The following is a 22,331-nucleotide window of genomic DNA, read 5'->3' as shown; positions in this document are numbered from 1 at the left end:
TCACGCGCATTACGCGAGTCCGCTACTGAGATGTGATAGAAAGGACGCTTCTTAGCGCCACCACGAGACAAACGAATTATTACCATGCGTTAGACCCTTTTATTGAGTGGGTTTTAATATCGCCCACTGTTTGATTTACCAGACTGTTTTTCAGGCAGACCGGACCATTAAAAAATCAGGGCGGCAATTCTACGCGAATTTACCGCCCTAATAAAGTCTTTTTACTTATTTGGCCTCTCGCCAGAACCCCTAGCGAGTATCAATGTTTCAGGGCAAGGCAAAAAACTGTGAAAAAGCGGAACTTACTACTTGTAAGTGAGCATTTTGAACAGATTTTTAACGCCGCATTGGAGCATTGAGGCCGCTAGTTAATCACATACGTGGGAAGCCGCCTGGACCACCCATACCACCCATACCGCCTGGGCCACCACCCATGCCTGGTGGAAGCATGCCTTTCATACCGCGCATCATCTTCGCCATGCCGCCTTTGCCGCTGAATTTCTTCATCATCTTCGACATCTGTTTATGCTGTTTCAGCAGACGGTTAACATCCTGAATCTGAGTACCAGAACCTTTGGCGATACGTTTCTTACGTGAACCGGAGATAATCTCAGGCTTACGACGTTCCATTGGCGTCATTGAGTTAATGATCGCCTCCATCTGGTGCATGCCTTTTTCAGCATTAGCTGCATCAGCAGCCTGAGACAACTGCCCCATGCCAGGAAGTTTATCCAGCATACCGGCCATGCCACCCATATTTTTCATCTGGGCGATCTGCTCTCGGAAGTCTTCCAGATCAAAACCTTTACCTTTTTTGATCTTCTTAGCGAACTTTTCCGCTTTGGCCTTATCGATCTTCTGTTCTGCTTCCTCAATCAGGGAGAGAACGTCACCCATACCCAGGATTCGGGAAGCAACACGGTCAGGATGGAACGGTTCAAGAGCATCAACCTTTTCACCCACACCGAGGAATTTGATCGGCTTACCAGTGATATGGCGAACAGATAGCGCCGCACCACCACGGGCATCACCATCGGTTTTAGTCAGAACCACACCGGTCAGCGGTAGCACTTCATTGAAGGCGCGTGCTGTATTTGCCGCATCCTGACCTGTCATGGAGTCAACCACGAACAAGGTTTCAATCGGATTCACCGCTTCATGCAGGCGTTTAATCTCGCCCATCATATCGTCGTCTACGTGCAAACGACCCGCCGTATCCACCAGCAGTACATCATGATGTTGAATACGCGCATGAGCGATCGCTGCATTGGCGATATCTACCGGATCTTGATCAGCAGTAGACGGGAAGAAATCAACCTCTACTTCGGCAGCCAGTGTTTCCAGCTGTTTGATCGCCGCTGGACGATAAACGTCAGCAGAAACAACCAGAACCTTTTTCTTTTCACGTTCACGCAGGTGACGACCCAGTTTAGCGACAGAAGTGGTTTTACCCGCACCCTGCAAACCTGCCATCAGAACTACGGCAGGAGGAGTCGTTGCCAGGTTCAGCTTTTCATTCGCCTCACCCATCACCTTGATCATCTCTTCATTGACGATCTTCACGAACACCTGACCCGGAGTCAGACTCTTCGTAACTTCAGTGCCTACTGCACGCTCTTTTACGCTGTTAACAAACTCTTTAACAACTGGCAGCGCCACATCCGCTTCCAGCAGCGCCATACGTACTTCACGCAACGTGCCCTTAATATTGTCTTCGGTCAGCTTTGCCTGACCCGTTACTGAGCGTAGCGTATGCGTTAATCGTTCTGTTAAATTCTCAAACATCTTCTGCCTCGATCTCCCTTCTGTTCCGACCATCTAAACGAACAGTTTTTGAAGGGAAAGATGGAACTGATTAATTTATGACCGCGCATTATACAGTACTCGCAAGCTGCATAGCAGCCCCCACTTCTTTTATCCGCCGTCCATCTATGACAAACTAGCCTCCCATAAACAGGAACCAGTCCCAGACGCGGAATTTACAGACACAATGCTAGCCCTATCTACATTAGTTGCCGTATTACTCTATTCAGTTGCAGGATACCTGCAATGGCAGATAATGCAGGGCAAGCGCAAGCAGTCCCGCAGCATCAACCAGCTCCTGGGCTTGTCTGCTCTGGGCGCCCATACATTTTCCGTTTATCTGATTCTGCATCAACCGGGCGGTATTAACCTAAGCGTAACCAGTGTTGGCTCCCTGGTATCCTGGTTGGTCGTAGCTCTGGTTCTATTGAGTAGTCTGCGCCAAAACATAAACAATTTGTTTATTGGCGTATTCCCAATGGCTGCAATTACCGCGCTACTGGCTCTTGCAACCGGAATCGATGCAGGAAAAGCTTATGATAGCGGCCTGATCAGCCACATTTTGCTATCCATGCTGGCTTACAGCATTTTCACTATAGCCACTATACAGGCGATTCTTCTCTCCCGTCAGGAGTCCGCCCTGAAACACCACCATACCCGTGGCCTTGTTTCCTCTTTACCGCCTCTGCAGACCATGGAACGCCTGCTGTTTGAGATGATATCAACAGGTCTGATTCTACTGACCGGCTCTCTTATCTCAGGATTCCTGTTCTTTGAAGATCTGTTTGCCCAGCATCTGGTGCATAAAACAGTTCTATCCCTGATAGCATGGCTGCTCTACGCTACTCTACTATTCGGGCGCGCCACCTTTGGCTGGCGTAGCAATACCGCAGTGCGCTGGACAATCAGTAGTTTTATCACGTTAGCCGTAGGCTTCTTCGGTAGCAAAATGGTTATCGAGTGGTTTGTATAACTGCTTTACAGGCTTTTAAAGGCTATTTAATCCTTTTGTACGTCTTGACAGGTTCTGAGCCAAATCTGAAAATGTCTCTCCATTCATAACACAGGCATACAGTCTTGGAAGACGCGTCGATAAGTTTTCTCCTCGGAGTTCTCTGTTTCCTTATCCTCTGTTCCGCTTTTTTCTCCAGTTCCGAAACCGGGATGATGTCACTCAACCGCTATCGGCTGAAACATCTGGTAAAGAAAAAACATCGCGGAGCCCGCAAGGCCAGCAACTTACTTGCACGCCCTGACCGCCTGATCGGCGTTATCCTGATTGGTAATAACTTTGTAAATATTCTTGCTTCGGCTATCGCTACAGTAGTCGCTGTAAGGCTATGGGGTGACGCCGGGATCATGATCGCAACTTTCGGCCTGACGGTTGTTATCCTCATATTTGCAGAGGTTTCGCCAAAAACCATGGCAGCCATGCACCCAGAGAAGATTGCCTTTCCCGCAGCCTATGTGCTGGCACCACTGCTAAAGCTGATCTACCCACTAGTATGGGTAATCAACGGAATTACCAACTCATTCCTACGCCTGTTTGGTGTAAAGGTTACCGGTGATGACAGTCACCACCTCAGCACCGAAGAGCTACGCACACTAGTAAATGAAGCTGGCGCACTGCTTCCACAGAATAACCAGGATATGCTGCTTGGCGTGCTGGAACTGTCAGAAGTGACCGTTAATGACGTAATGGTGCCGCGAAATGAGGTTATAGGCATCGACCTGGACGATGATATAGATACTATCATCGAACAACTGAGCCGCACGGAACATACACGCCTTCCAGTTTTCCAGGGCGAGTTGAATAAAGTAGTCGGCTTGCTTCATATGCGTAATCTGGCTCAGGTGTTCCACCAAGGATCTGTAACTAAAGCAGCCATTCTGCAAGTTATCCGCGAACCTTACTTTATTCCTGAAAGCACACCGCTACAGACTCAGCTGTTACATTTCCAGGCTCAGAATCGCCGTATTGGTATGGTTGTAGACGAGTACGGAGATGTTCAGGGTATCGTTACCATGGAAGATATTCTGGAAGAGATCGTAGGCGAGCTGTCGTCCAATAACAGCGAAGAAGATCAGGACGTCTTTCTTCAAGAAGATGGTAGCTATTTTGTTGATGGTACAGCCTATATTCGCGACGTTAACAAAGCCCTGGACTGGGAGTTACCAACTGACGGCCCTAAAACCATGAATGGCCTGATTACAGAAACCATCGAGTCGATCCCGGATGCCAACGTCTGCCTCCAGATTGATAACTATCGTATGGAAACCCTGCAGATCAGTGAAAACATGATTAAGACAGTGCGAATGGTTGTGCTACCCAAACAACAGGAAGAATGATCATTCCAAGCAATAAAAAAGGGCCATAAGGCCCTTTTTTATTGCTATAACACTTAGAAGCTAATACTAGCCCCCACCTGAATATTACGCCCCTGAGCCGGGAAGAAACGATAATCACCAAAGGCGAAATCCGCACGATCCGCATACTCTTCATCCAGAAGGTTGCGTATCTGTGCATTAAGCGTCACCGAAGGATTAATCTGTGTATTCACTCTCAGATTAACAACATCATGGCCGTCATACTCATGCGCATTGGAAGGATCAAGAAAATAACGGCTGACGTGGTTCCATTCTAGTTCAGCGCGGCTATCATCCTTAAAATCCCAGCCAACTCGGACATTCGCGAGGTGTTTTGGCGCAGTATCTACATAGTTGCCATTTACAACTCCGCTCGATGCATTATCAAAGTCATATTTATGGATGGCATAAGTGTAATTTGCGGCTAGATCAAAGGACTCCCCAAAAGGAAGCATTACACTGGCTTCAAGCCCTCGATGCTTAGTTTTACCGTCAGTGACATTCAAACCAGCAGAATCGCGGAAGAAGAAGTTATCCTTTTTCATAAAGAATGCGGAGAGTTCGTAACTCACCAGTCCACTCTCGCCGCGAATGCCCACCTCAAGGCTATCCAGATTCTCTGAATCCATTTCACCCACTTCCTGCTGATTCTGTAAGCGATAGAGATCTGTCACTTGCGGAGCGCGATGACCTCGGGACAGATTAGCAAAAACAGCCTGCGTATCCGAAAGGTGATAAACAAGACCCAGCTTTGGACTTAGATCGCTAAAGTGATCCTTACGATCTTCTGGGCGCTTATATAAGCATGGCCCTGAGTAGGTCCCTGGCAAGATAGCGTGCGGGAAATCCGTACATTGGGAATCACTGCCGTCCGCTAAACCTGTGCCGGAAGCTACTTTGTTGTCGTAGTCATAACGGACATGCTCGTAACGCAAACCAGTAGTAGCGATCAATTTCTCTGATAGCTGCCACTCAGCATGAACATACGGCGCAATAGTTACAGCATCTACTTCGTAGTCATAGTGCACACCTTGCTGACGAAGCTTGTTTCCGAAGAAGGCGTAGCTAGAGCGTTCCTGTTCCTGACGTAAGCTACCCTGAGTAAACTCAACATCAGTTCCCCAGATCACTTCATGACCACCATCCACATCCATATAATACGCAGCCAGCAGACCAACACTTTGATGCTCGTTCTCTTCAATCGCTCGAGAAGGCAGATAATGCTGTCTGAATTCCATTTCATTACTGCGCAGATAAGGCGTAAGGCTTAGCAGCCCTCCGTCAGCCATATCATGGTCCCATCGGGTAGATAAGCGCAAAGACCACCAATCCCTGTAAGCATCCGAATCAGGGTTAGTTTCCATTAAATCTGAATCTTCATACGCTTTAGGGTCATCAGACTTAATAAATCCCGCAGTCTCCTGATTCAGATTGAATACGGAAAAGATGGTTTTAAAGCTATTCGTATCATCCGCATCGTAGTCATGACGAACAGTTAACTTCTGCTGCCCCAACCCAGACTCTTCACGCCAGCCACTGTCCTCAGTACCACTAAAACTAATACGATAAGCATGATCACCAGAAGAATTGCTAACCGTTCCCCTAACTTTATACAGATCATCTGAACCAAGAGTCAGACCGATCTCACGCTCAAGTTCTGATGAAGGATCACGGCTAAGGACGTTAAACAGACCATGAACCGCGTTGGAGCCATACAAAGCACTACCCGGTCCTTTAACAACCTCAATAGAACCAGCCATTTCAAAATGAGGTTCTGCCAAACCATTGTTGTTAGCAAAAGCCGCCGCTCGTAACGGAATGCTATCTTCCATAAACAGAAAAGCTCCCGCAGCCCCTGGCCCGGTTAAAACCGGTGAACGCAGTGCAACCAGTGACTCAGCTCCATTACCACGCTGAATATTCACCCCAGAAATACGACCTAGAGCCTCTGTAATATGATCAGCATTAAGCAACTCGACTTCTTCTTCAGAAACTTGACCAGTATTACCAGCCAAATTCATTAAAGCACTTTCCTGACGTGTAGCAGTGACAACTACAGCCGGCATCGCAGCCGTCTCTGTTTGAGTCTCTGCTTGGGCTGGGGAAGCTCCAAAGGATAAAGACAAAGGAAAACACAGAGCTAAAGGGCTAGACAAAAAAGCCCATCTAAAACCATTAACACGAAACAAAGGTTTTATTCCACTGAGTGACGACCGGCCTGATTTCTGTGACTCATTCATAAACATTCTCAACATAAAAAATTCGAACTGAACCTATTACAGAACAGATAGCAGGAAATTAATTAGAAGAGACAATAGGCACAATTGTTATTAAGCACAATTTTTGCGTCTGAATAGGCAAACTAAGGAAGGAAGAGCTGTCCCAGATCACAACTTATCTGTCACACTCTGGATTTTATCGGCCATGCTTTGCTCTCTATCCGTTCTCGTGCCCAATCGCATAGAGCTAGTAATCCTTGGGGCTCCCATCTCATGCACGACCTCATGACAACGCTTCACTGCCGCCATCACTTCATCCCAGTCACCCTCAACATTGGTGCCATAGGCGTGCATCTGATGTTCTAGTCCCGCTTCTTCAAGAACTTTCTGACAAGCAGTCACATACTCTGAAACGGAGACACCCACCCCAAGAGGCACGATGCAGATATCTATCATTACTTTCATAATGAATTCACCCTGTAGACTATTCCTTTAATTCCCCTTTCTCACGGCGAACCACTTTCTTCCACACCGCGATTTTCTCTTCGTTGCTGTAGGTGCCCCATTCACCGATTTCGATACCAGTACGATGACACGCGATACAGATATCATTTTCATCAAGCGCGCAGACACCCACGCAAGGGTTACGCACAGGGCTTAGTTCTTGTTCCATCTCAATCACTCTGTTTCTTAAAGCTACTGTTAAAGCGACGCATATTTTCAACGTAGTGTTCTGCGTTCTGCTTCAGACCAGCAACCTGATCTTCATTTAAAGTACGTTTCACTTTGGCAGGGGAGCCCACTACCAGTGAGTAATCTGGTATTTCCATTCCCTCTGGAACCAGCGCATTAGCGCCGATCAGACAACCTTTACCAATCTTCACACCGTTAAGCACGACTGCTCCGATACCTATCAGTGAGCCATCACCCACTTCACAACCATGTAACATCGCCTGATGACCAACGGTAACACCCTTACCAACCGACAACGTATAGCCAGGGTCGGTATGAAGCACCGCTCCATCCTGAATATTACTACCCTCACCGATGATAATTGGATCGTTATCTCCCCGAATAACCACATTGAACCAGATGCTGCTTCTATCATGCAGCTCAACATTACCTATTACCGTGGCATTCTCAGCTACGAAATGTTCATCGCCCAGCAATTTAACCTGCTGACCTTCCAGTGAGTACAACATCACCATCTCCTGATCTTATGTTCGGGGCGAGGTTTCATCGGAATACCTGCGTCACACCCTTCGTTTAACAACTCCACCAACATGTAAGCTGTAAGCCCCCAGATAATATGCCCTCTATATTCCCAGGCCGGCACATACATGGTTTTACCTTTAAAGCGGATCTCATCCGTACAGTAACGTTCGTCCTGCATAAAGAAACTTAAAGGCACATTGAATATTTCATCCAATTCATCTGGATTTGGTTCAAGCGCAAGCCCCTGAGGAATAATTCCCACCCAAGGTGTAACTTTCAGCCCATGTTTAGACATCACCTGTCCTAAAGGCCCGACAATCTCAACCTTATCGGGAGGCAAACCCACCTCCTCTTCAGCTTCACGCAGTGCGGTATGTAACAGATCCCGATCGGTTTCATCATGTTTACCACCGGGAAAGGCGATCTCACCGCTATGAGTAGATAAACGCGCTGCACGTTTGGTCAGCACCACCTCTGGATCAGAGGGGTGATCTGTTAGCGCAATCAAGACACCTGCCTGGGGCTGATTGGAAGGAAAGCTCCTGGGCTCAAAATCATTAAGACGTTGCCGGATTGTTTTCAGCATAAATATTCAGTTTCAGATCGTTACTCTAATAATACATGCTTAGTGCACCTCTGAATAATGGGTGCCCTAGTTACCAGACAGCATTGTCTAACCAAATTCTCACAGGATAGAATAAAGGCTTATACGTGAAGGACACACCATGAAATTTTGTTCCAACTGTGCGACTGAGATAGAGGTCAAAATTCCGGAAGGGGATTCACTTCCACGTCACACTTGCCCCGCATGCGATACCATTTACTACCATAACCCGAAGATAGTGGCAGGCTGCCTGCCTGTGTACGGTGACAAGGTTTTACTCTGCAAACGCGCTATTGAACCACGTGTAGGCTACTGGACTCTTCCTGCAGGCTATATGGAAAACGGGGAATCAACCGAAGAAGCAGCCTTGCGCGAAACACTCGAAGAAGCCAATGCCACAGTAAATCTACTCAGTCTCTACACTCTGACATCCATTACCCATGTCAATCAGGTTCAGTTTATCTATCTGGCAGATCTGCCCGAACCAAAGTTCAGCTCCAGCTCTGAATCACTGGAAGTAAAACTGTTCAGTGAAGAGGAGATTCCTTGGGATGATCTGGCCTTCAAAACTATCCATAATGCGCTGAAGTTTTATTTTTCTGATCGTAAAGAAGGGCAGTTCCCTCTCAGAGAAGTGACTCTCAGAGGAAACTAAATACGCCAAGGCATTGCTGAGTTCATAGCTGTGCCAACTCTCTGATCTCCTGCTTGTAGCGCCGATAATCCGGGCTATCACTGCGGGTGTAATTAAGGTTACGGAACAAGCTGGTCAACTTAACAAAGTGATCTCGTACCTGATCTTTATCTTTGAACTGTGGCGGCTGCATCAGGCATTTCCGTAGCAAAGCAAAGATCTCTTTCTGCCGCTCCATAGGTACCGAAATATCCACATCGTCAAATGCATCCTGCTGGAGATACACCTGATCCAGGCAGATAGATTTGTGATAGAGAATATAGTCTTGGAGAGTCACCCCCTCTTCCCCGGTCACTTGCATCATCTGCTGAACCGCTTCACCTTGATCAAGCAGTTGCTGCATCTCTTTAACCTGAGGCACCCAGTCAGCACCTAAATTTTCAGCATACCAACCGGACAGCTGATCCAGATAACGAGACCAGGAGATCAACGGATCTACCGCTGGATAAGCTCGCTTATAGGCTCGTTCGGCGCTCAATCCCAGGAAGGTTTTAACCGTACGTAGCGTCGATTGAGTTACAGGCTCTTCAAAGTTACCGCCAGCTGGAGATACTGTACCGATCAGGGTCAGACTACCCATATCCCCCGCGTTGTTTTCGATAAGACCAGCACGCTCGTATAGCGCACGCACCGCCGAATCCAGATAGGCAGGAAACGCTTCTTCACCGGGGATCTCTTCAAGGCGACCCGATGTCTCACGCATCGCCTGCGCCCAGCGCGAAGTGGAATCTGCAATCAAAAGCACGTTATACCCCATCTGCCGGTAGTATTCCGAGATGGTGATACCGGTGTAGATAGAAGCCTCACGAGCCGCCACTGGCATGGATGAGGTATTACAGATAATCACTGTACGATCCATCAAGGTGCCACCTTTGGGATCAGACATATTCGGGAATTCGGTAATGGTTTCCACCACCTCACCGGCACGCTCACCACAGGCCACAATCACCACAATATCCACATCGGAGAAGCGCGAAATCAAACTCTGCAGCACAGTCTTCCCCGCTCCAAAAGGTCCGGGGATACACGCAGTTCCACCACGGGCTACCGGGAAAAAAGTATCGATTAATCTGATAGAAGTCAGCAGTGGTTCCTGTGGATAATGACGTCGACTACTACCTTCACGCAGAAGCGGCTCACTTACCGGCACACGCACTGGCCAGTTTTGCTGCATAGTGACTTCGATTTCATGCTGATTAGAGGCTTTTAGACGGGCTACAGGGGTAGTAACCGTAAAACTCCCCTCTTGAATCCAACTGATCTCAGCTTCACCGTAAAGATCAAACGGGGCCATGATGCGGTGTTTGAAGCGCCCCTCCTGAACATTACCAATCAGGTCTCCAGCCTTCACCGTATCACCCACTTTCACAGTAGGCTGAAATGCCCAATGCTGCTGTTGATCGATGCCGTCCACTTCCAGCCCGCGCGGCAGAAAGAATCCATGCTGGGAGGCAATTATCTCCAGTGGGTTTTGCAATCCATCGTACACCTGCCCCAGCAGGCCCGGCCCCAATGCAACCGAGAGCATATTACCGCTCTGGCGCACCGCATCACCAACTGCAACACCGCGGGTATTCTCAAACACCTGAACATCCGCTTCACCATGACGAACCCTGAGCACCTCTGCCTGCAAATATTCCTGCCGGTCATCTAGCGCAGTTCGTCTTGGACAGATATATACCACTTCATTTTTCAGAATCGGGAAAAAGGAATCATCTTCATCTTTGAGAAGCTCAACGGTAACAATGTCATCCCGTACGGCTACTACCTGTGCGGTCACCTGCTGATCCACTAATTGCTCTCCAATTGTCGTTCCAAGCCAGCGCTACTGAGAAGTAGCTCACTGGCCCGATTAAACTCTTCCAATGCAAGATTGGCATTCTGTTGCAGATGTCGCTCCGCAATCCCCCAGCGCAAAACAAAACAGGCAAGGGCTTCAAAACTAAAATGATTCTGGCGTTCACAAAGCACAAGATCATGCCAAAGCCACTGGTTCATTTTGTTCTCCAGTAGCATAGGGTCATTCTTTGCGACGATCCGCTGCAGCTGATGTAACTGCGGGCAAACCTCATCCAGACCAAAGCCCGGTTCAAACCAGTGTTTTCTGATACGCGGCAACCAACGCCCAATACCAAAGAAAAGCGCCGGATTTTCCATACCCGCTTCCCGACTGCGCAGAGCTGCCAACAGGGTTCTCAACTCCATATGAAACAGAATCCGCTCACGCAGCACATCCGAAAGCAGATCGTTTAGCTGAGCCTTCCATCTCGACACAACATCTTTATCAGTTAATCCTTGCAACACCCGATCATTGGGATGAAAAAGACCTTCAACTAACTCTAACTGCTTGCGATCAGCCTCATTCAGCATGGTCAGGCGCTGATCCAACGCTATACGTGACAGAGGTAACTGCTTGCACTGCTGCAGATCTGGCAGCCAGGGCAGAGCGGTTATCAGCGTATAGTAATCAGACACTAGCGGATTACCCCTTCAATTATCGCCCGGAAACGTGGCTGTAGATGTTTCAGTAGCAACTTGGAGATCGCATCACTGCTCAGATCCACCTCAACCTCTTCACCGCTCAGTCTGACCCTTATCCCCTTACCTTCGTGCAGATCAAAGCTAACACCTTCACGCATCTGCTCGGCAGCCAGCGACTGAACAAACTGGCTCAACTTACCTTCGCGATACTCTTTTGGATTTCGGCGCAGTTCATCCAGACCGATATAATCATCCGGCAATAGGATCTCTATCTTCTGTGCATCAGCGATGCCATGGTCAGTGCTGGCTTTATCCACCAGCGCCAAAATCAGCAGGCGCATAAATTCAGCGTTATCCATCTGCTGAGCAACCAAGCGCTCTACTTGATCGGTGAATGAGTGCGACAAGGTTTCCCGCACTTCCAGATGCATATCCCGCGCTGCGATCTTCAGTGCATCTTCACCCGACTGATACAGCTTCTCAGCTTCTGCCTTGGCTTTAGTGACAATCTGTTCAGCCTCCTGCTTAGCCTGAGCTAGTAACCAATCAGCTCTACGCTCCGCTTCCTCAACCAGCTTTTCCGCTTCATGCTGGCCTTTTTCCACACCCCGCTGGCGAAGTTTTTCAATCAGCTCTTCAACACCAGATGACGCATGGGTTTTCTGTTCTTTACTCATAAGCTTTTACTCACAGCTCATTACCATTCTTATGCCGATACTTATGCAGGCACTCATGCAGGTACACCTGCACTGATCACCAGCGCAAAGATAAACGCGAATACCGCAAAACCTTCAACAATTGCCGCTGGAGCCAGTGACATACCAAAGATCTCCGGGCGAATTTTGGAAACATTAATCGCTGATGCACAGCAGCGCCCCTGCCACGCAGCACTGAACAATAGAGCAAGACCACAAAGCAGACCGATAGCCGCCAACCCAGGCGCATTCTCAGGAGTAATCTCCCTGTTTAATGCAAACATCACCACAATGCCGTAAATCGACTGTGACGATGGCATCGCGGCAATACCGATATACCGTCCATGTCCGGTTTCAGTTTCCAGCAAAGCACCACAAGCTGCCTGTCCTGCCTGTGCGCAGCCGATCATACTTCCGATAGCACCTAACGCCATAGGGCCGTACAAACCCGCCCATCCCAGGGCCATGATCAGGTTATCCAAGGTGAAACCTCCCGTTTAGCAAACGGCTGAAAGGCATAGCCTTCATCCGCCAGACTCCAGTTATAAAATTCGATCAGATTAAGACGCAGACCGTGGATCACCCCACTGATCACCGTCAGCACAAAATTCAAAAGATGCCCAACCAGCAGTATCAAAACCTTAAACAGCAGACCAATTGCAGGTAGTGCTGCGGCAACATCCACTGCCAATTGGTTAAAGGTCATTGCCAAAGATGCGCTGGCCAAACCCAATGCAAAAAGGCGCAAATAGCTGAGTACATCACCGAAGATTTTGGTGATGCCAGTCAGCGCAAGCAAGCCATCGAGAAAACGTTTAAATCCCCATCCAGGCCTATCAGTGGAGAACAGCAACACCAACACCAATCCAGTCGCGAGCAGTAGCCAGTGATACAGAGCGAAGCCCTGAATCCATCCCCATAGCGCAATAGCGACAGACAACGCCCAGCCCAAAGCTGAAAAGGCCTGTGTACTATGCCGCCGAACCCAGGCCATCATCAGGTTAGCCAGTATCAGATGTGTTGCCCCTACCGAAATTGAGAGCAGCATCATGCTATCGAAATCATTCAGATCCATCAGTTTCCAGCTTTGTAACCAGGCAAACGGGGCCTGCGCACCGAAGTAACTGCCGACAGCCACACCCCATGCAAAACCCGCTGCCGATAAAGCCACACCCATCGCCCGTAAACGCCGTCCGGTTTCAGACTGCGCCATCTTCTGCCAGTTCATAAACAGCAAGAGACCCAGCAACAGTGAATACCCAGCATCGGACATAATCAGGGCAAAGAAGCTGACAAAGGAGAAGAACACCACGCGGGATGGGTCCCAACTGCGGTAACCCGGCATCTGGAAGAAGTTCACCACTTCTTCACCACCGGCCACTGAGGTGGGATTATCTAGCAGCGTTGGTGGCAGTTCATCAGCTTCAGGTTGCTGTAGCTGCAACACCATACTGTGCTGGTCAGCAAACTGCTGTAGGCGCTCGACCTGTTCATCGGCAACCCAGCCCTGAATCGCAAACACTTCATCCCGATCCAAAGTCTGATCAGAAACATCTGCCAGCTGCGCAGCATCTTCTGTACCGGCGATGGAGCGCTGAAGATGGTAGAGCCAACGGGTCATCGCTTCACGATCCGCTTCAATCGTTTCCAGCTCGACCTCAATATCTTCCAGTTCACGTTTAAGCTGCTCCAGAGGAATTGCTCCGGTGTGCGTCCGGGTGACCGGCATCGCATTCAGAGCGGGTTCCTGCTCAGCAATAACTGCAATATAGCTATAACGATTATCCCGGTGCACCATCTGCCAGGGCAGTTCTGTTTTCTCCACCTCTTTCATTCGGTAGTTAGGTACCAGATAAAACCAAAAGCGCTGCCCATATAACTCACCTGTTTCAGGCAGAATAAAACTGCCCCAGGGCTGTAGGTCTTTGATACGCTTTTTCAGGAAATCATGGCGTTCGACCAGAGTCAGGCGAAGGCTCCGATTCTGATCAACTTGATCGGCTACTTCTATCAGATTGAAATGGCGCTCACTCAGCACCTGTTTGCGTTTCTGCTTACAACTCAGCAGATAGTGCAGTACGCCGTGCAGTTGTTCCGGGCTTACCTCGTGTTCGGGTTTTTGAGAAGTTTTTTGCGGCTGACTCAGTGGAATAATGTGCATAACACCAAGAGTCTGCAGAGCATCAAGCACTACAGCTTTCTCTTCTGTCAGCCCAATCAGCGTGGCTTTTTGCAGAGATAGAATACTCATGGCTCTATCCTCACCCCCTCTCAGTCCTTACAGCACTCACAAGTTCAGCCTCCTGCGCTTATTTTTCGCGATCTTGGCGCGAACAACGCCAGCACGTTCAGCATCGGAAAGTGCGATACGGATCTTGCGGATATTAGCCTGAGCCTCAGGGATCAGAACCTTATCAAACAGGTTTAAGCGCTGCGTTGTTTTGCGCAGACCCTCTTCGAGCAGCTGTAACCGTTGCTGATAAATCTGCATCTCGACTTGTAACTTCAAAGCCTGCTGCTGCAGTAGGAGAACATTATCCACCCAGTGCGGTAGTACCAGACGTGAGTACTGATCAATCTCTACATCAAAATATGACAGTTGCGGCAGTTCCAGCCCCACCAGATTGATATACTCAACCTCTACCCGCTTTACCTGCAACAGGTTACCAATCTCGATATCTGATCCCGCTAACATTGGCAGTTTCTCAGCAACCTGCTGGTGCAGTTCAGACAAACCCTGCTGACTACTCTGCAACAGGACATTTGTTTCCTGACGTGCCGCCAACAGTTGTTTTCGTTTCAGATCTAGAGCAGGCACGAACTGTCGGAACGCTTTCAAACGACGTCCTTCCCGGTTCAATGTGGTTTTATTCAGTGCCAGCTTTGCCACAGATTATCCTTAAGCCATCTCTTGCTGATCAGTAGGGAAGTATTTGTCGATCAGGTTCTGCTTCATCAACAGTTCATGGGGCTGAAAACATTCTGCCAATGTCAGCCAACAACGATCCAGTGCCTGCTCCAACGGCATGGTGACATGAATATCCATAAAGCGATCACGGAACAGTTCACCAAATTTCAGCAGACGCTCATCGTATTCACTCAACTCAAAAGACATCGCTTGTTTCTGTGCTGCATCCTGAGATTCCGCATAGAAACGCACCATAGTATTCATAATCTGGCTGTGATCCTCACGAGTCACCTTACCTATTACATGCTGCTTCAGACGCGAGAGGGAACCAAACGGATCAATCACCCCATCGTGCAGGTAGAACTGCCCCTCTGTGATGTAGCCGGTGTTATCCGGCACCGGATGAGTTACATCATCACCCGGCATCGTAGTAACAGAGAGAATGGTTACCGACCCAGCACCTTTGTAGTCACAGGCTTTTTCATAACGCCGCGCTAACTGAGAATAGAGATCACCGATATAACCCCGGTTGGAAGGAACATGCTCCATGGAGATGCCCACCTCCTTTAGAGCATCGGCATAGGCAGTCATATCGGTGAGCAGCACAAGAACCCTTTTACCCTCTTCTACGGCAAAACGTTCCGCTACTGCTAATGCCATATCTGGCACCAGCAAACCTTCAACAGTTGGATCTGACCCCTGGTGCACAAACATCACCGTACGCGCCAGCACACCTGCTTCCTCAAACGCCTGACGGAAGTAGTGATAGTCATCAAACACCAGACCAATACCACCAAACACCACCACGTCCGCATCAGCGTGAGTCCCTATCTGGGCCAGTAACTGGTTATAAGGCTCACCCGCTACCGAAAACACCGGGATTTTCTGGCTTTCCACCAGACAGTTAAAGACATCGATCATCGGCACATCGGTTCGGATCATATGCGATGCGAGAACACGGCGCGCAGGATTAACAGTAGGGCCATCGATTTCGATCTTCGGCTCTTCAGTAAGCGCCGGACCATTATCGATAGCTCGCCCCGTTCCAGAGAAAGAGCGACCCAGAATGTTGGGCGAGAAGGTCACTTCCATGGAGCGGCCAAGAAAACGTACAACCGAGTGGGTAGATAGCCCTTTAGTGCCAGTAAAAACCTGTAGAGAAACCTCTTCTCTATCCAGCAGAATCACCTGGGCCAAGCAGGCAGGGCGACCTTGATGCTGCTCATTCTCGATCAGAGCTAGATCACCAAAACAGATTGAAGAGGAGCCTTCATCAGATAGAGGCACATGAACTTTGACGATATCGCCAACTATTTCCAGAATCCTTGAGTAACGTACCAACAGCTGCGTCACTTAACTCTCCCTTTCAGAATCTCTTATTACTAATAACAGTTTTTAAATATCTTCCAGCTTCCAAACATCATAGGCTGGTTCTTCGTAGGGGTGGGCTTCTTTCATTGCTGCTACCGCTTGATGAATCAGTTCGTCACTGCACACAAGTTCCACTTTCCACTCAGCTACAGTCTCAACTTCACCCTGCTGACCTATATGTGGATCACTGCCTTCAAGCGGACGAAACTGACCTAACCCCAACACCTGCCAACAGCAGGAATCATAATTACCTATTCGCCCAGCACCAGTAGCAAAGACAGCGGTTTTCACCTGTTCCAGATCTTGCTCTGGCACAAAAAAACTTAGTTTATACATCAAGGTCAATTCACACTTATTACAGTTTTATTCAACAGCTCGATCAACTGAGGTAGTTTCTTTTCCACACCATCCGATAGCGGGGCCATAGCCTCAGTCTGACCTATCTGAATCAACAGCAAACTGATTTGAGGCAAAGGCATATCCAGTTTCTTCAATAACTGCCAACTCTCTGCTAAACCAAGACTATGACTGCTTACTTGAACATTTTGAATATGCAGAAACCCTGATCCATCCTCATGGTATACATACTCCCCGGCCTGTTTACCCATCTCACAAGCATCAATCACTATAACCCGATCATACTGCGGCAGAATATTTACCAGTCCGTGGGCAGGCGTAGAGAGTTTTTCACACACAATCTCGGATGAGACCACTGTGTGTAGTTCGTCGATCAGAATCCAACCGACCAGATCATCTCCATGGGGAGAGCCCAATCCCAGTACAGCACAACTCAAGAACTACGCTCCGTAGTCAGTTTCAGAAAGTGTGTGGCGCAAGAGATACAAGGGTCATAGTTACGGATAACCTTTTCACTGTGCAGACGAAGTACCTCATCCGGCTGATCCAGTCCGATCTGCGCTAATGACCAATGCAGATCCTGCTCGATACGCGCCTGATTCTGACTGGTTGGAGGAACAATCTTAGCCTCTTCAATCAGCCCCTCTTTGCTGACTTTGTACCGATGCCAAAGCAAGCCTCGAGGAGCCTCACTCCAGCCACAACCACTTCCAGCTTTCACATCTACATCCACATAACTCCTTTCAGGTAGCTCGTATTGCTTAAGAATACTGATCGCTTCATGTAGTGCAAAACAGATCTCTACGCCACGGGCTAACATACTGTGGAACATATTCTGACTTGGGAATGGATTCCCCAGCTTAACCAACAGTTTCTGCAGAAATTCGGGCAGCGCCTGATGGTTGAGGTTCAGTCGAGCCAGAGGACCTACCAGATAATCCTTACCCCGCAGGTTACTCCACAAAGCGGTAGAGTGTGGGCACTGGGTTTCTTCAAAGTAGTCTTCATATTGAACTTCATTGATATCCAAACCCGAGCTACTAAGTAATCGCCCTTTTTCAACTGAATAATTACTATCGACTAATGCAACCGAATTAAACTCCTGCGTTTGATCTGGGATAGGAACACTAGCGATCCACTCCGTCATCTGTACCGCCTGCGGTAACATCTCTTCAAGAAAGCTTAGTAATTCAGCAACATCTTTATGCGATGGCGCTTTATGGAAGCCACCTACCTTGATACCTACCGGATGCACCGATCGGCCACCTAGCAGGCGCATAATTCGATTACCCGAATCCTGCAGCGCAAAACCTCGGCGCACTTCCTCCGGATGCTCACCGGCCAGTTCTAGGACTGTGTTGTAGCCAAAGTAATCTGGCAACGCCAGGAGATGAACATGTAGGCTATGACTTTGCAGCCACTCCCCTAGATAGAGTAAACGACGCATCTGGTTGATCCAGGGAGTGGTCTTCACCTGAAACAGAGATTCCAGCGCGTTTACCGCACTCACCTGATAGGCCACCGGACAGATACCACAGATCCTTGCGACAATATCAGGCACTTCACTGTAGTGACGCCCTTCGAGGAACATCTCAAAGAAACGCGGCGGCTCATAGATCTTAAACTGAAGATGCTGCAGTTTTCCCTGCTCAATCTTCAGGTGCAACGCTCCTTCACCCTCCACACGAGCAAGTGATGGCACATCGATTTTCACTCTGCGTTCAGCCATTTTGCCCTCCCTTTCCTGATTCTACCTTTACCAGATCATTACTCTTAGCCTGATCAGGATGAATAAGCTGAAACCTTTTATGCACTTGATCCGGTAGTAAACCCAGCCCGGAGAACCTTCGGGCTAAAGCAGAGTTGTGCGGTAGTTCTGCATCACCATAACAGCCGTAACATGCCCTACCATATTGCGGACAAAGCGCTCCACAACCGGTTCGTGTAACCGGCCCCATACAAGGCTCACCTGCTGTAACCAGAGTACAGACCAGTCCTTCTCGCTTACACTCGATACAGAGCTTTTCCCGCTCATCTTGGGGCATTACGCCTTCGAGCATCAGACTTATCGCAGTAGAGATCTGACCACTGTTTATCGGGCAACCCCATATTTCAAAATCCACTTTGACATGACTTTTGATTGGTTCTGACCGATCCAGGCTATCGATAAACTCTGGCTGTGGATAAATCGCCCCAGTCCAACTGTTAGCAGAATCTGATAGATTTTTTAACGCCTGGATGCCACCCGAAGTTGCGCATGCTCCCATAGTGATCAGATAGCGAGAATTTTTACGGATCTGCTGGATACGTTGAGTGTCATGTTGAGTTACGACACTGCCCTCAATAAAAGCGATATCAACTTCAGCCATCTCATCCAGCACACCGGCTTCAGCAAAATGCTTAATATCAACACGCTCAGCAAGAGTAACCAATGCCTCGCCCATATTCAGTAGCGCCAGCTGACAACCATCACAGGAGCTGAATTTATGAACTGCGATTGTGGGTTTTCTGCTCATCAGACGCCCTCCATCAATAGACGGTCACGCACTTCGGGGTAGACAAACACCGGGCCATCCTTGCAGATAAAGTCAGAACCAAACTGACAGTGGCCGCAATGTCCTACAGCACACTGCATATTGCGTTCAAGACTGAGATAAATATCGAAAGGTGAAATACCCATAGTGACGAGCTGATCTGCAGCTCGATACATCATCCCTTCCGGGCCACAAATCATTGCCAAGCAATGCTCAGCATCCACACTGACTTTATCCAGTAATTCTGTGATTCGGCCGGTATGGAAAGGCCAGGCGGGGCCAGATTCGTCTGCGGCAAGAAATACTTCCACACCTTCAATCTGGCGCCAACTGTCATAACGTTCCTGCCAGATAAGATCATTACTGTGCTTCACACCCTGCACAATACTGAGTTTGCGATAATGCCCTCTACGCTTGAGGGCAAAGTTGATGGCAGCCACCACGGGCGCACAACCCAACCCACCTGTAACGATGAGCAGATCTTTATTTCTGGCCAACGCTAAAGGCCACCCTCGGCCAAAGGGGCCTCGCACACCAACCTGATCGCCCTTTTTCAATTGCGCCAAACCTTTAGTCACTCGGCCTACAATACGAATGGTGTGATCAATAACACCTTCATCCAGAGGATCAGAAACAATGGAGATAGGCACTTCTCCTACTCCAAACAGATAAAGCATATTGAACTGGCCGGGCATAAACTGATAGTTCACCCGATCTTCGGGGTCGATCAATTGCAGGCGCAGAGTAAAGATCGTTTTCGATTCCTGAATCAGATCAACGACTTCAGCGGCCATTGGCTTTTGAGCCCCAGCTTTCTGAAGCGTTGGCATTTCCAAACCGGTACTCATGCCTTGTCACTCCCTATCAGGTTTGCTTCAGCAACAAAGTCGATCTCCGCCGGACACCAGCTCATACAGCGTCCACAACCAGTACAACCGGAGCGACCATATTGTTCCTGCCAGGCATCAAGCTTATGGACCATCCACTGTTGATAACGCTGACGGACCGTTTGCCGTACCTGAAACCCAGCCAACTGCCCATGAGATTCGCCAAAGCAGCTATCCCACTCCCGCACATGGCTACTCTCTGCGCCATTCAGTTCCGGCTCCTCATGCTGGCGGTGACAAAAACAGGTGGGGCATACCATGGTGCAGTTACCGCAGGCTAAACAACGCTCAGCAATATCATCCCACTGTTTATGATCACGCTTACTTTGTAGCTGATCAGGGGCTATCGGGGCCAACTGTCTCTGCTGCATTGCTGCAACATTTTCGGCCTGATCTCGAGCAGAATTTAGTTGCGTTTCTGTTGCCATACTCAGCGGCAATAGCTGCAGAATCTCTTCCCCTATAACCGACCCGGATTCAATCAGAAAACCCTGTTCTAGTTCCGTCAGGCATAGATCATAACCATCTTGATGTAGTGGGCCATCTCCCGCTGAAACACAGAAGCATGTTTCTGCCGCATAGCTACAGTTCACAGCGACAATAAATAAACCATCGCGACGCGCCTTATAGCCTGGATCTACATATTCTCCCTGAGTGAAATGCAGATCCTGCAGTTTAAGCGCTGCAATATCGCAGGCTTTGGCCGCAATCACGGCTACCTTTTCTAACTGTTCATCAGGGACAATAAATTGCAGTGAGCCATCAGCCTGGCGCTTCGCTTGCCAAAGCGTCTCTCTAGCAGGATAAAGGAGAGGTTTAAGTGCTTGAGGACCGTTGGCCCAATTGAAGTAAAGTTGGCTGTCAGTTTGGTGAAGACGATAGGAACCGGGGGACTGCTGGTCCTGCCAGCCTTGTGGCAGCTGATCAACACTTGTTAGCTGATCATAAACCACCGCCCCATCTCTGATCTGAGGGCCATGTAATCGATACCCCGCATGCTGCAGCTGAATGAGTAGTTCAGGCAGATCAGAACGGGTCAAAAACAGCGGTGTTACACCATCCATCACATCACTCCTTGGATTTGAGGATCTTGTGCGCAAGCTCTGTATATCAGATTAGCCTACTATAAGATCCAGCAAATACCACCCAGATCAATAGTGTTTTGTTTTTTAAGAAAGTGCGAACAAAAAAGGGGACAGATTCAAATCTGTCCCCATTAACTGTATTTGGTTTTTTGCAGACATAAAAAAACCGCAGGCTATGCTGCGGTTTCTAAAAGAGGAGTTACTAAGCTTTTAACGCAAACCCAATACATCCTGCATATCGTATAAACCTGTAGATCTGCCTTCCAGCCATTTACAGGCACGAACAGCACCCTTAGCAAAGGTCAGACGGTTGCTGGCTTTATGGGTAATCTCAATACGCTCACCCTCAGTACCAAACAGAACCGTATGATCACCAACCACATCGCCGGCACGGATTGTTTCAAAACCGATCTCACCGCGAGGGCGCGCACCAGTCTGACCTTCACGGCCGTAAACTGCACACTCTTTCAGATCACGACCCAGCGCATCAGCAACCACTTCACCCATACGCAGAGCAGTACCTGATGGAGAGTCCACTTTATGGCGGTGATGCGCTTCGATCACTTCAATGTCGTAGTCATCGTTACCCAGTGCTTTGGCTGCTATTTCCAGCAGCTTAAAGCATAGGTTTACACCTACACTCATATTCGGCGCAAAAACGATCGCTGTTTTAGCGGACTGCTCTTCCAACACACCTTTCTGCTGGTCAGTCAGACCTGTAGTACCAATCACCACATGTTTACCATGTGCAGCACAGAATTCGACATTCAGCAGTGTCACTTCCGGTGCAGTAAAGTCGATCAAAACATCAAAATTGGTTACTGCTTCATCTAGAGAGCCCACAACAGGGACACCCAGCTTGCCTACACCCGCCAATTCACCGGCATCAACACCAATCAGTGTGCTACCAGGTTCAACGATAGCTGCACCCAGTTCAATGCCTTCTGCCATCTGGATCGCTTCGATATTAGCTTTACCCATACGACCAGCCGCGCCAGTCACTGCCACTTTTATCATGTTTCGTTCGCTCTACTTAATTTTTGTCGTGCAGAATATTCTGATCCATATCCAGTGCAGGTTTTTCACACTGAGGATGACCAACTTCACGGGC

At 48.7% G+C, this 22,331-nt stretch carries 24 protein-coding genes; 3 read left to right on the top strand and 21 right to left on the bottom strand.

Annotation, left to right across the window (positions count from 1 at the left end; genetic code table 11):
• Positions 1–86 (bottom strand): 30S ribosomal protein S16 (locus tag GY843_RS19990; protein ID WP_297312326.1); only part of this gene is annotated, 86 nt, incomplete at its 3' end.
• 286 nt (positions 87–372) lie between these two features.
• Positions 373–1,785 (bottom strand): signal recognition particle protein, encoded by a 1,413-nt coding sequence (gene ffh / locus GY843_RS19985; protein ID WP_297312325.1) that lies wholly within the window; start codon positions 1,783–1,785, stop codon positions 373–375.
• Positions 1,786–1,990: 205 nt separating this feature from the next.
• Between ffh and GY843_RS19980 the strand changes: the two genes are divergently transcribed.
• Positions 1,991–2,776, top strand: coding sequence for an inner membrane protein YpjD (locus GY843_RS19980; protein ID WP_297312322.1), 786 nt, complete (start codon positions 1,991–1,993; stop codon positions 2,774–2,776).
• 104 nt (positions 2,777–2,880) lie between these two features.
• Positions 2,881–4,152, top strand: a complete 1,272-nt coding sequence (locus GY843_RS19975) for an HlyC/CorC family transporter (RefSeq protein ID WP_297312320.1) — start codon at positions 2,881–2,883, stop codon at positions 4,150–4,152.
• A gap of 53 nt (positions 4,153–4,205) precedes the next feature.
• Here the strand turns inward: GY843_RS19975 and GY843_RS19970 are convergent, their stop codons facing one another.
• From GY843_RS19970 to GY843_RS19950, 5 genes are all read right to left on the bottom strand, one after another.
• A complete protein-coding gene (locus tag GY843_RS19970; protein WP_297312318.1) occupies positions 4,206–6,236 on the bottom strand; it encodes a TonB-dependent receptor in 2,031 nt (676 codons plus the stop codon).
• A gap of 321 nt (positions 6,237–6,557) precedes the next feature.
• Positions 6,558–6,854: an MTH1187 family thiamine-binding protein gene (locus GY843_RS19965; RefSeq protein WP_297312316.1), complete on the bottom strand. Its 297-nt coding sequence runs from the start codon at positions 6,852–6,854 to the stop codon at positions 6,558–6,560.
• Between the two features lie 19 nt (positions 6,855–6,873).
• A complete protein-coding gene (locus GY843_RS19960; RefSeq protein ID WP_297312314.1) occupies positions 6,874–7,062 on the bottom strand; it encodes a DUF1289 domain-containing protein in 189 nt (62 codons plus the stop codon).
• A 1-nt stretch (position 7,063) separates the two neighbouring features.
• The gene (locus GY843_RS19955; RefSeq protein ID WP_297312312.1) at positions 7,064–7,591 is read right to left on the bottom strand and encodes a gamma carbonic anhydrase family protein; all 528 of its coding nucleotides are present in this window, start codon (positions 7,589–7,591) and stop codon (positions 7,064–7,066) included.
• A complete protein-coding gene (locus GY843_RS19950; protein ID WP_297312310.1) occupies positions 7,591–8,190 on the bottom strand; it encodes a CoA pyrophosphatase in 600 nt (199 codons plus the stop codon). Before GY843_RS19950 ends, GY843_RS19955 begins: the two co-directional genes overlap by 1 nt.
• A gap of 139 nt (positions 8,191–8,329) precedes the next feature.
• Here GY843_RS19950 and GY843_RS19945 point away from each other — a divergent pair, with 139 nt between their 5' ends.
• On the top strand, positions 8,330–8,863 hold the full coding sequence (locus GY843_RS19945; RefSeq protein WP_297312308.1) for an NUDIX hydrolase: 534 nt from the start codon (positions 8,330–8,332) through the stop codon (positions 8,861–8,863).
• A 22-nt stretch (positions 8,864–8,885) separates the two neighbouring features.
• Here the strand turns inward: GY843_RS19945 and GY843_RS19940 are convergent, their stop codons facing one another.
• From GY843_RS19940 to dapB, 14 genes are all read right to left on the bottom strand, one after another.
• A complete protein-coding gene (locus tag GY843_RS19940) occupies positions 8,886–10,694 on the bottom strand; it encodes a V-type ATP synthase subunit A (protein WP_297312306.1) in 1,809 nt (602 codons plus the stop codon).
• Complete coding sequence (locus GY843_RS19935; protein ID WP_297312304.1) at positions 10,694–11,377, bottom strand: DUF2764 family protein; 684 nt, start codon at positions 11,375–11,377, stop codon at positions 10,694–10,696. The genes GY843_RS19940 and GY843_RS19935 overlap by 1 nt, the downstream gene beginning before the upstream one ends.
• Positions 11,377–12,060: an ATPase gene (locus GY843_RS19930; RefSeq protein WP_297312302.1), complete on the bottom strand. Its 684-nt coding sequence runs from the start codon at positions 12,058–12,060 to the stop codon at positions 11,377–11,379. Before GY843_RS19930 ends, GY843_RS19935 begins: the two co-directional genes overlap by 1 nt.
• A gap of 53 nt (positions 12,061–12,113) precedes the next feature.
• On the bottom strand, positions 12,114–12,560 hold the full coding sequence (locus tag GY843_RS19925; protein ID WP_040662675.1) for an ATP synthase subunit C: 447 nt from the start codon (positions 12,558–12,560) through the stop codon (positions 12,114–12,116).
• Positions 12,548–14,329: a V-type ATP synthase subunit I gene (locus GY843_RS19920; RefSeq protein ID WP_297312299.1), complete on the bottom strand. Its 1,782-nt coding sequence runs from the start codon at positions 14,327–14,329 to the stop codon at positions 12,548–12,550. The genes GY843_RS19925 and GY843_RS19920 overlap by 13 nt, the downstream gene beginning before the upstream one ends.
• A gap of 36 nt (positions 14,330–14,365) precedes the next feature.
• Positions 14,366–14,968 (bottom strand): V-type ATP synthase subunit D, encoded by a 603-nt coding sequence (locus GY843_RS19915; RefSeq protein WP_297312298.1) that lies wholly within the window; start codon positions 14,966–14,968, stop codon positions 14,366–14,368.
• A gap of 9 nt (positions 14,969–14,977) precedes the next feature.
• Positions 14,978–16,339, bottom strand: a complete 1,362-nt coding sequence (locus tag GY843_RS19910) for a V-type ATP synthase subunit B (protein ID WP_297312295.1) — start codon at positions 16,337–16,339, stop codon at positions 14,978–14,980.
• A 42-nt stretch (positions 16,340–16,381) separates the two neighbouring features.
• The gene (locus GY843_RS19905) at positions 16,382–16,693 is read right to left on the bottom strand and encodes a YqfO family protein (RefSeq protein ID WP_297312294.1); all 312 of its coding nucleotides are present in this window, start codon (positions 16,691–16,693) and stop codon (positions 16,382–16,384) included.
• A gap of 5 nt (positions 16,694–16,698) precedes the next feature.
• Positions 16,699–17,151 carry a hydrogenase maturation protease gene (locus GY843_RS19900; RefSeq protein ID WP_297312293.1) on the bottom strand — a complete coding sequence of 151 codons (453 nt, stop codon included), beginning with the start codon at positions 17,149–17,151 and terminating at the stop codon, positions 16,699–16,701.
• A complete protein-coding gene (locus tag GY843_RS19895; RefSeq protein WP_297312292.1) occupies positions 17,148–18,443 on the bottom strand; it encodes a Ni/Fe hydrogenase subunit alpha in 1,296 nt (431 codons plus the stop codon). Before GY843_RS19895 ends, GY843_RS19900 begins: the two co-directional genes overlap by 4 nt.
• Positions 18,436–19,230 (bottom strand): sulfhydrogenase subunit delta, encoded by a 795-nt coding sequence (locus GY843_RS19890; protein ID WP_297312291.1) that lies wholly within the window; start codon positions 19,228–19,230, stop codon positions 18,436–18,438. The genes GY843_RS19895 and GY843_RS19890 overlap by 8 nt, the downstream gene beginning before the upstream one ends.
• Positions 19,230–20,096, bottom strand: a complete 867-nt coding sequence (locus tag GY843_RS19885; protein WP_297312289.1) for an FAD/NAD(P)-binding protein — start codon at positions 20,094–20,096, stop codon at positions 19,230–19,232. Before GY843_RS19885 ends, GY843_RS19890 begins: the two co-directional genes overlap by 1 nt.
• A complete protein-coding gene (locus tag GY843_RS19880) occupies positions 20,093–21,199 on the bottom strand; it encodes a 4Fe-4S dicluster domain-containing protein (protein ID WP_297312288.1) in 1,107 nt (368 codons plus the stop codon). The genes GY843_RS19885 and GY843_RS19880 overlap by 4 nt, the downstream gene beginning before the upstream one ends.
• Positions 21,200–21,430: 231 nt before the next feature.
• The gene (gene dapB / locus GY843_RS19875) at positions 21,431–22,237 is read right to left on the bottom strand and encodes a 4-hydroxy-tetrahydrodipicolinate reductase (RefSeq protein ID WP_297312286.1); all 807 of its coding nucleotides are present in this window, start codon (positions 22,235–22,237) and stop codon (positions 21,431–21,433) included.
• Positions 22,238–22,331 lie beyond the last annotated feature (94 nt).

This window comes from Neptuniibacter sp., from assembly GCF_024231755.1.
Classification (GTDB): domain Bacteria; phylum Pseudomonadota; class Gammaproteobacteria; order Pseudomonadales; family Balneatricaceae; genus Neptuniibacter.
Note: the sequence above shows the minus strand (reverse complement) of the source record. Positions and strands in the feature narration are given on the sequence as shown.

What these genes read in the sequence shown, in the direction of transcription:
- ffh (WP_297312325.1), bottom strand. Translation starts at nt 1,785, where the DNA reads ATGTTTGAGAATTTAACAGAACGATTAACGCATACGCTACGCTCAGTA.
- GY843_RS19980 (WP_297312322.1), top strand. Translation starts at nt 1,991, where the DNA reads ATGCTAGCCCTATCTACATTAGTTGCCGTATTACTCTATTCAGTTGCA.
- GY843_RS19970 (WP_297312318.1), bottom strand. Translation starts at nt 6,236, where the DNA reads ATGCCGGCTGTAGTTGTCACTGCTACACGTCAGGAAAGTGCTTTAATG.
- GY843_RS19965 (WP_297312316.1), bottom strand. Translation starts at nt 6,854, where the DNA reads ATGAAAGTAATGATAGATATCTGCATCGTGCCTCTTGGGGTGGGTGTC.
- GY843_RS19960 (WP_297312314.1), bottom strand. Translation starts at nt 7,062, where the DNA reads ATGGAACAAGAACTAAGCCCTGTGCGTAACCCTTGCGTGGGTGTCTGC.
- GY843_RS19955 (WP_297312312.1), bottom strand. Translation starts at nt 7,591, where the DNA reads ATGTTGTACTCACTGGAAGGTCAGCAGGTTAAATTGCTGGGCGATGAA.
- GY843_RS19950 (WP_297312310.1), bottom strand. Translation starts at nt 8,190, where the DNA reads ATGCTGAAAACAATCCGGCAACGTCTTAATGATTTTGAGCCCAGGAGC.
- GY843_RS19945 (WP_297312308.1), top strand. Translation starts at nt 8,330, where the DNA reads ATGAAATTTTGTTCCAACTGTGCGACTGAGATAGAGGTCAAAATTCCG.
- GY843_RS19930 (WP_297312302.1), bottom strand. Translation starts at nt 12,060, where the DNA reads ATGAGTAAAGAACAGAAAACCCATGCGTCATCTGGTGTTGAAGAGCTG.
- GY843_RS19920 (WP_297312299.1), bottom strand. Translation starts at nt 14,329, where the DNA reads ATGAGTATTCTATCTCTGCAAAAAGCCACGCTGATTGGGCTGACAGAA.
- GY843_RS19905 (WP_297312294.1), bottom strand. Translation starts at nt 16,693, where the DNA reads ATGTATAAACTAAGTTTTTTTGTGCCAGAGCAAGATCTGGAACAGGTG.
- GY843_RS19895 (WP_297312292.1), bottom strand. Translation starts at nt 18,443, where the DNA reads ATGGCTGAACGCAGAGTGAAAATCGATGTGCCATCACTTGCTCGTGTG.
- GY843_RS19890 (WP_297312291.1), bottom strand. Translation starts at nt 19,230, where the DNA reads ATGAGCAGAAAACCCACAATCGCAGTTCATAAATTCAGCTCCTGTGAT.
- GY843_RS19885 (WP_297312289.1), bottom strand. Translation starts at nt 20,096, where the DNA reads ATGAGTACCGGTTTGGAAATGCCAACGCTTCAGAAAGCTGGGGCTCAA.
- GY843_RS19880 (WP_297312288.1), bottom strand. Translation starts at nt 21,199, where the DNA reads ATGGATGGTGTAACACCGCTGTTTTTGACCCGTTCTGATCTGCCTGAA.
- dapB (WP_297312286.1), bottom strand. Translation starts at nt 22,237, where the DNA reads ATGATAAAAGTGGCAGTGACTGGCGCGGCTGGTCGTATGGGTAAAGCT.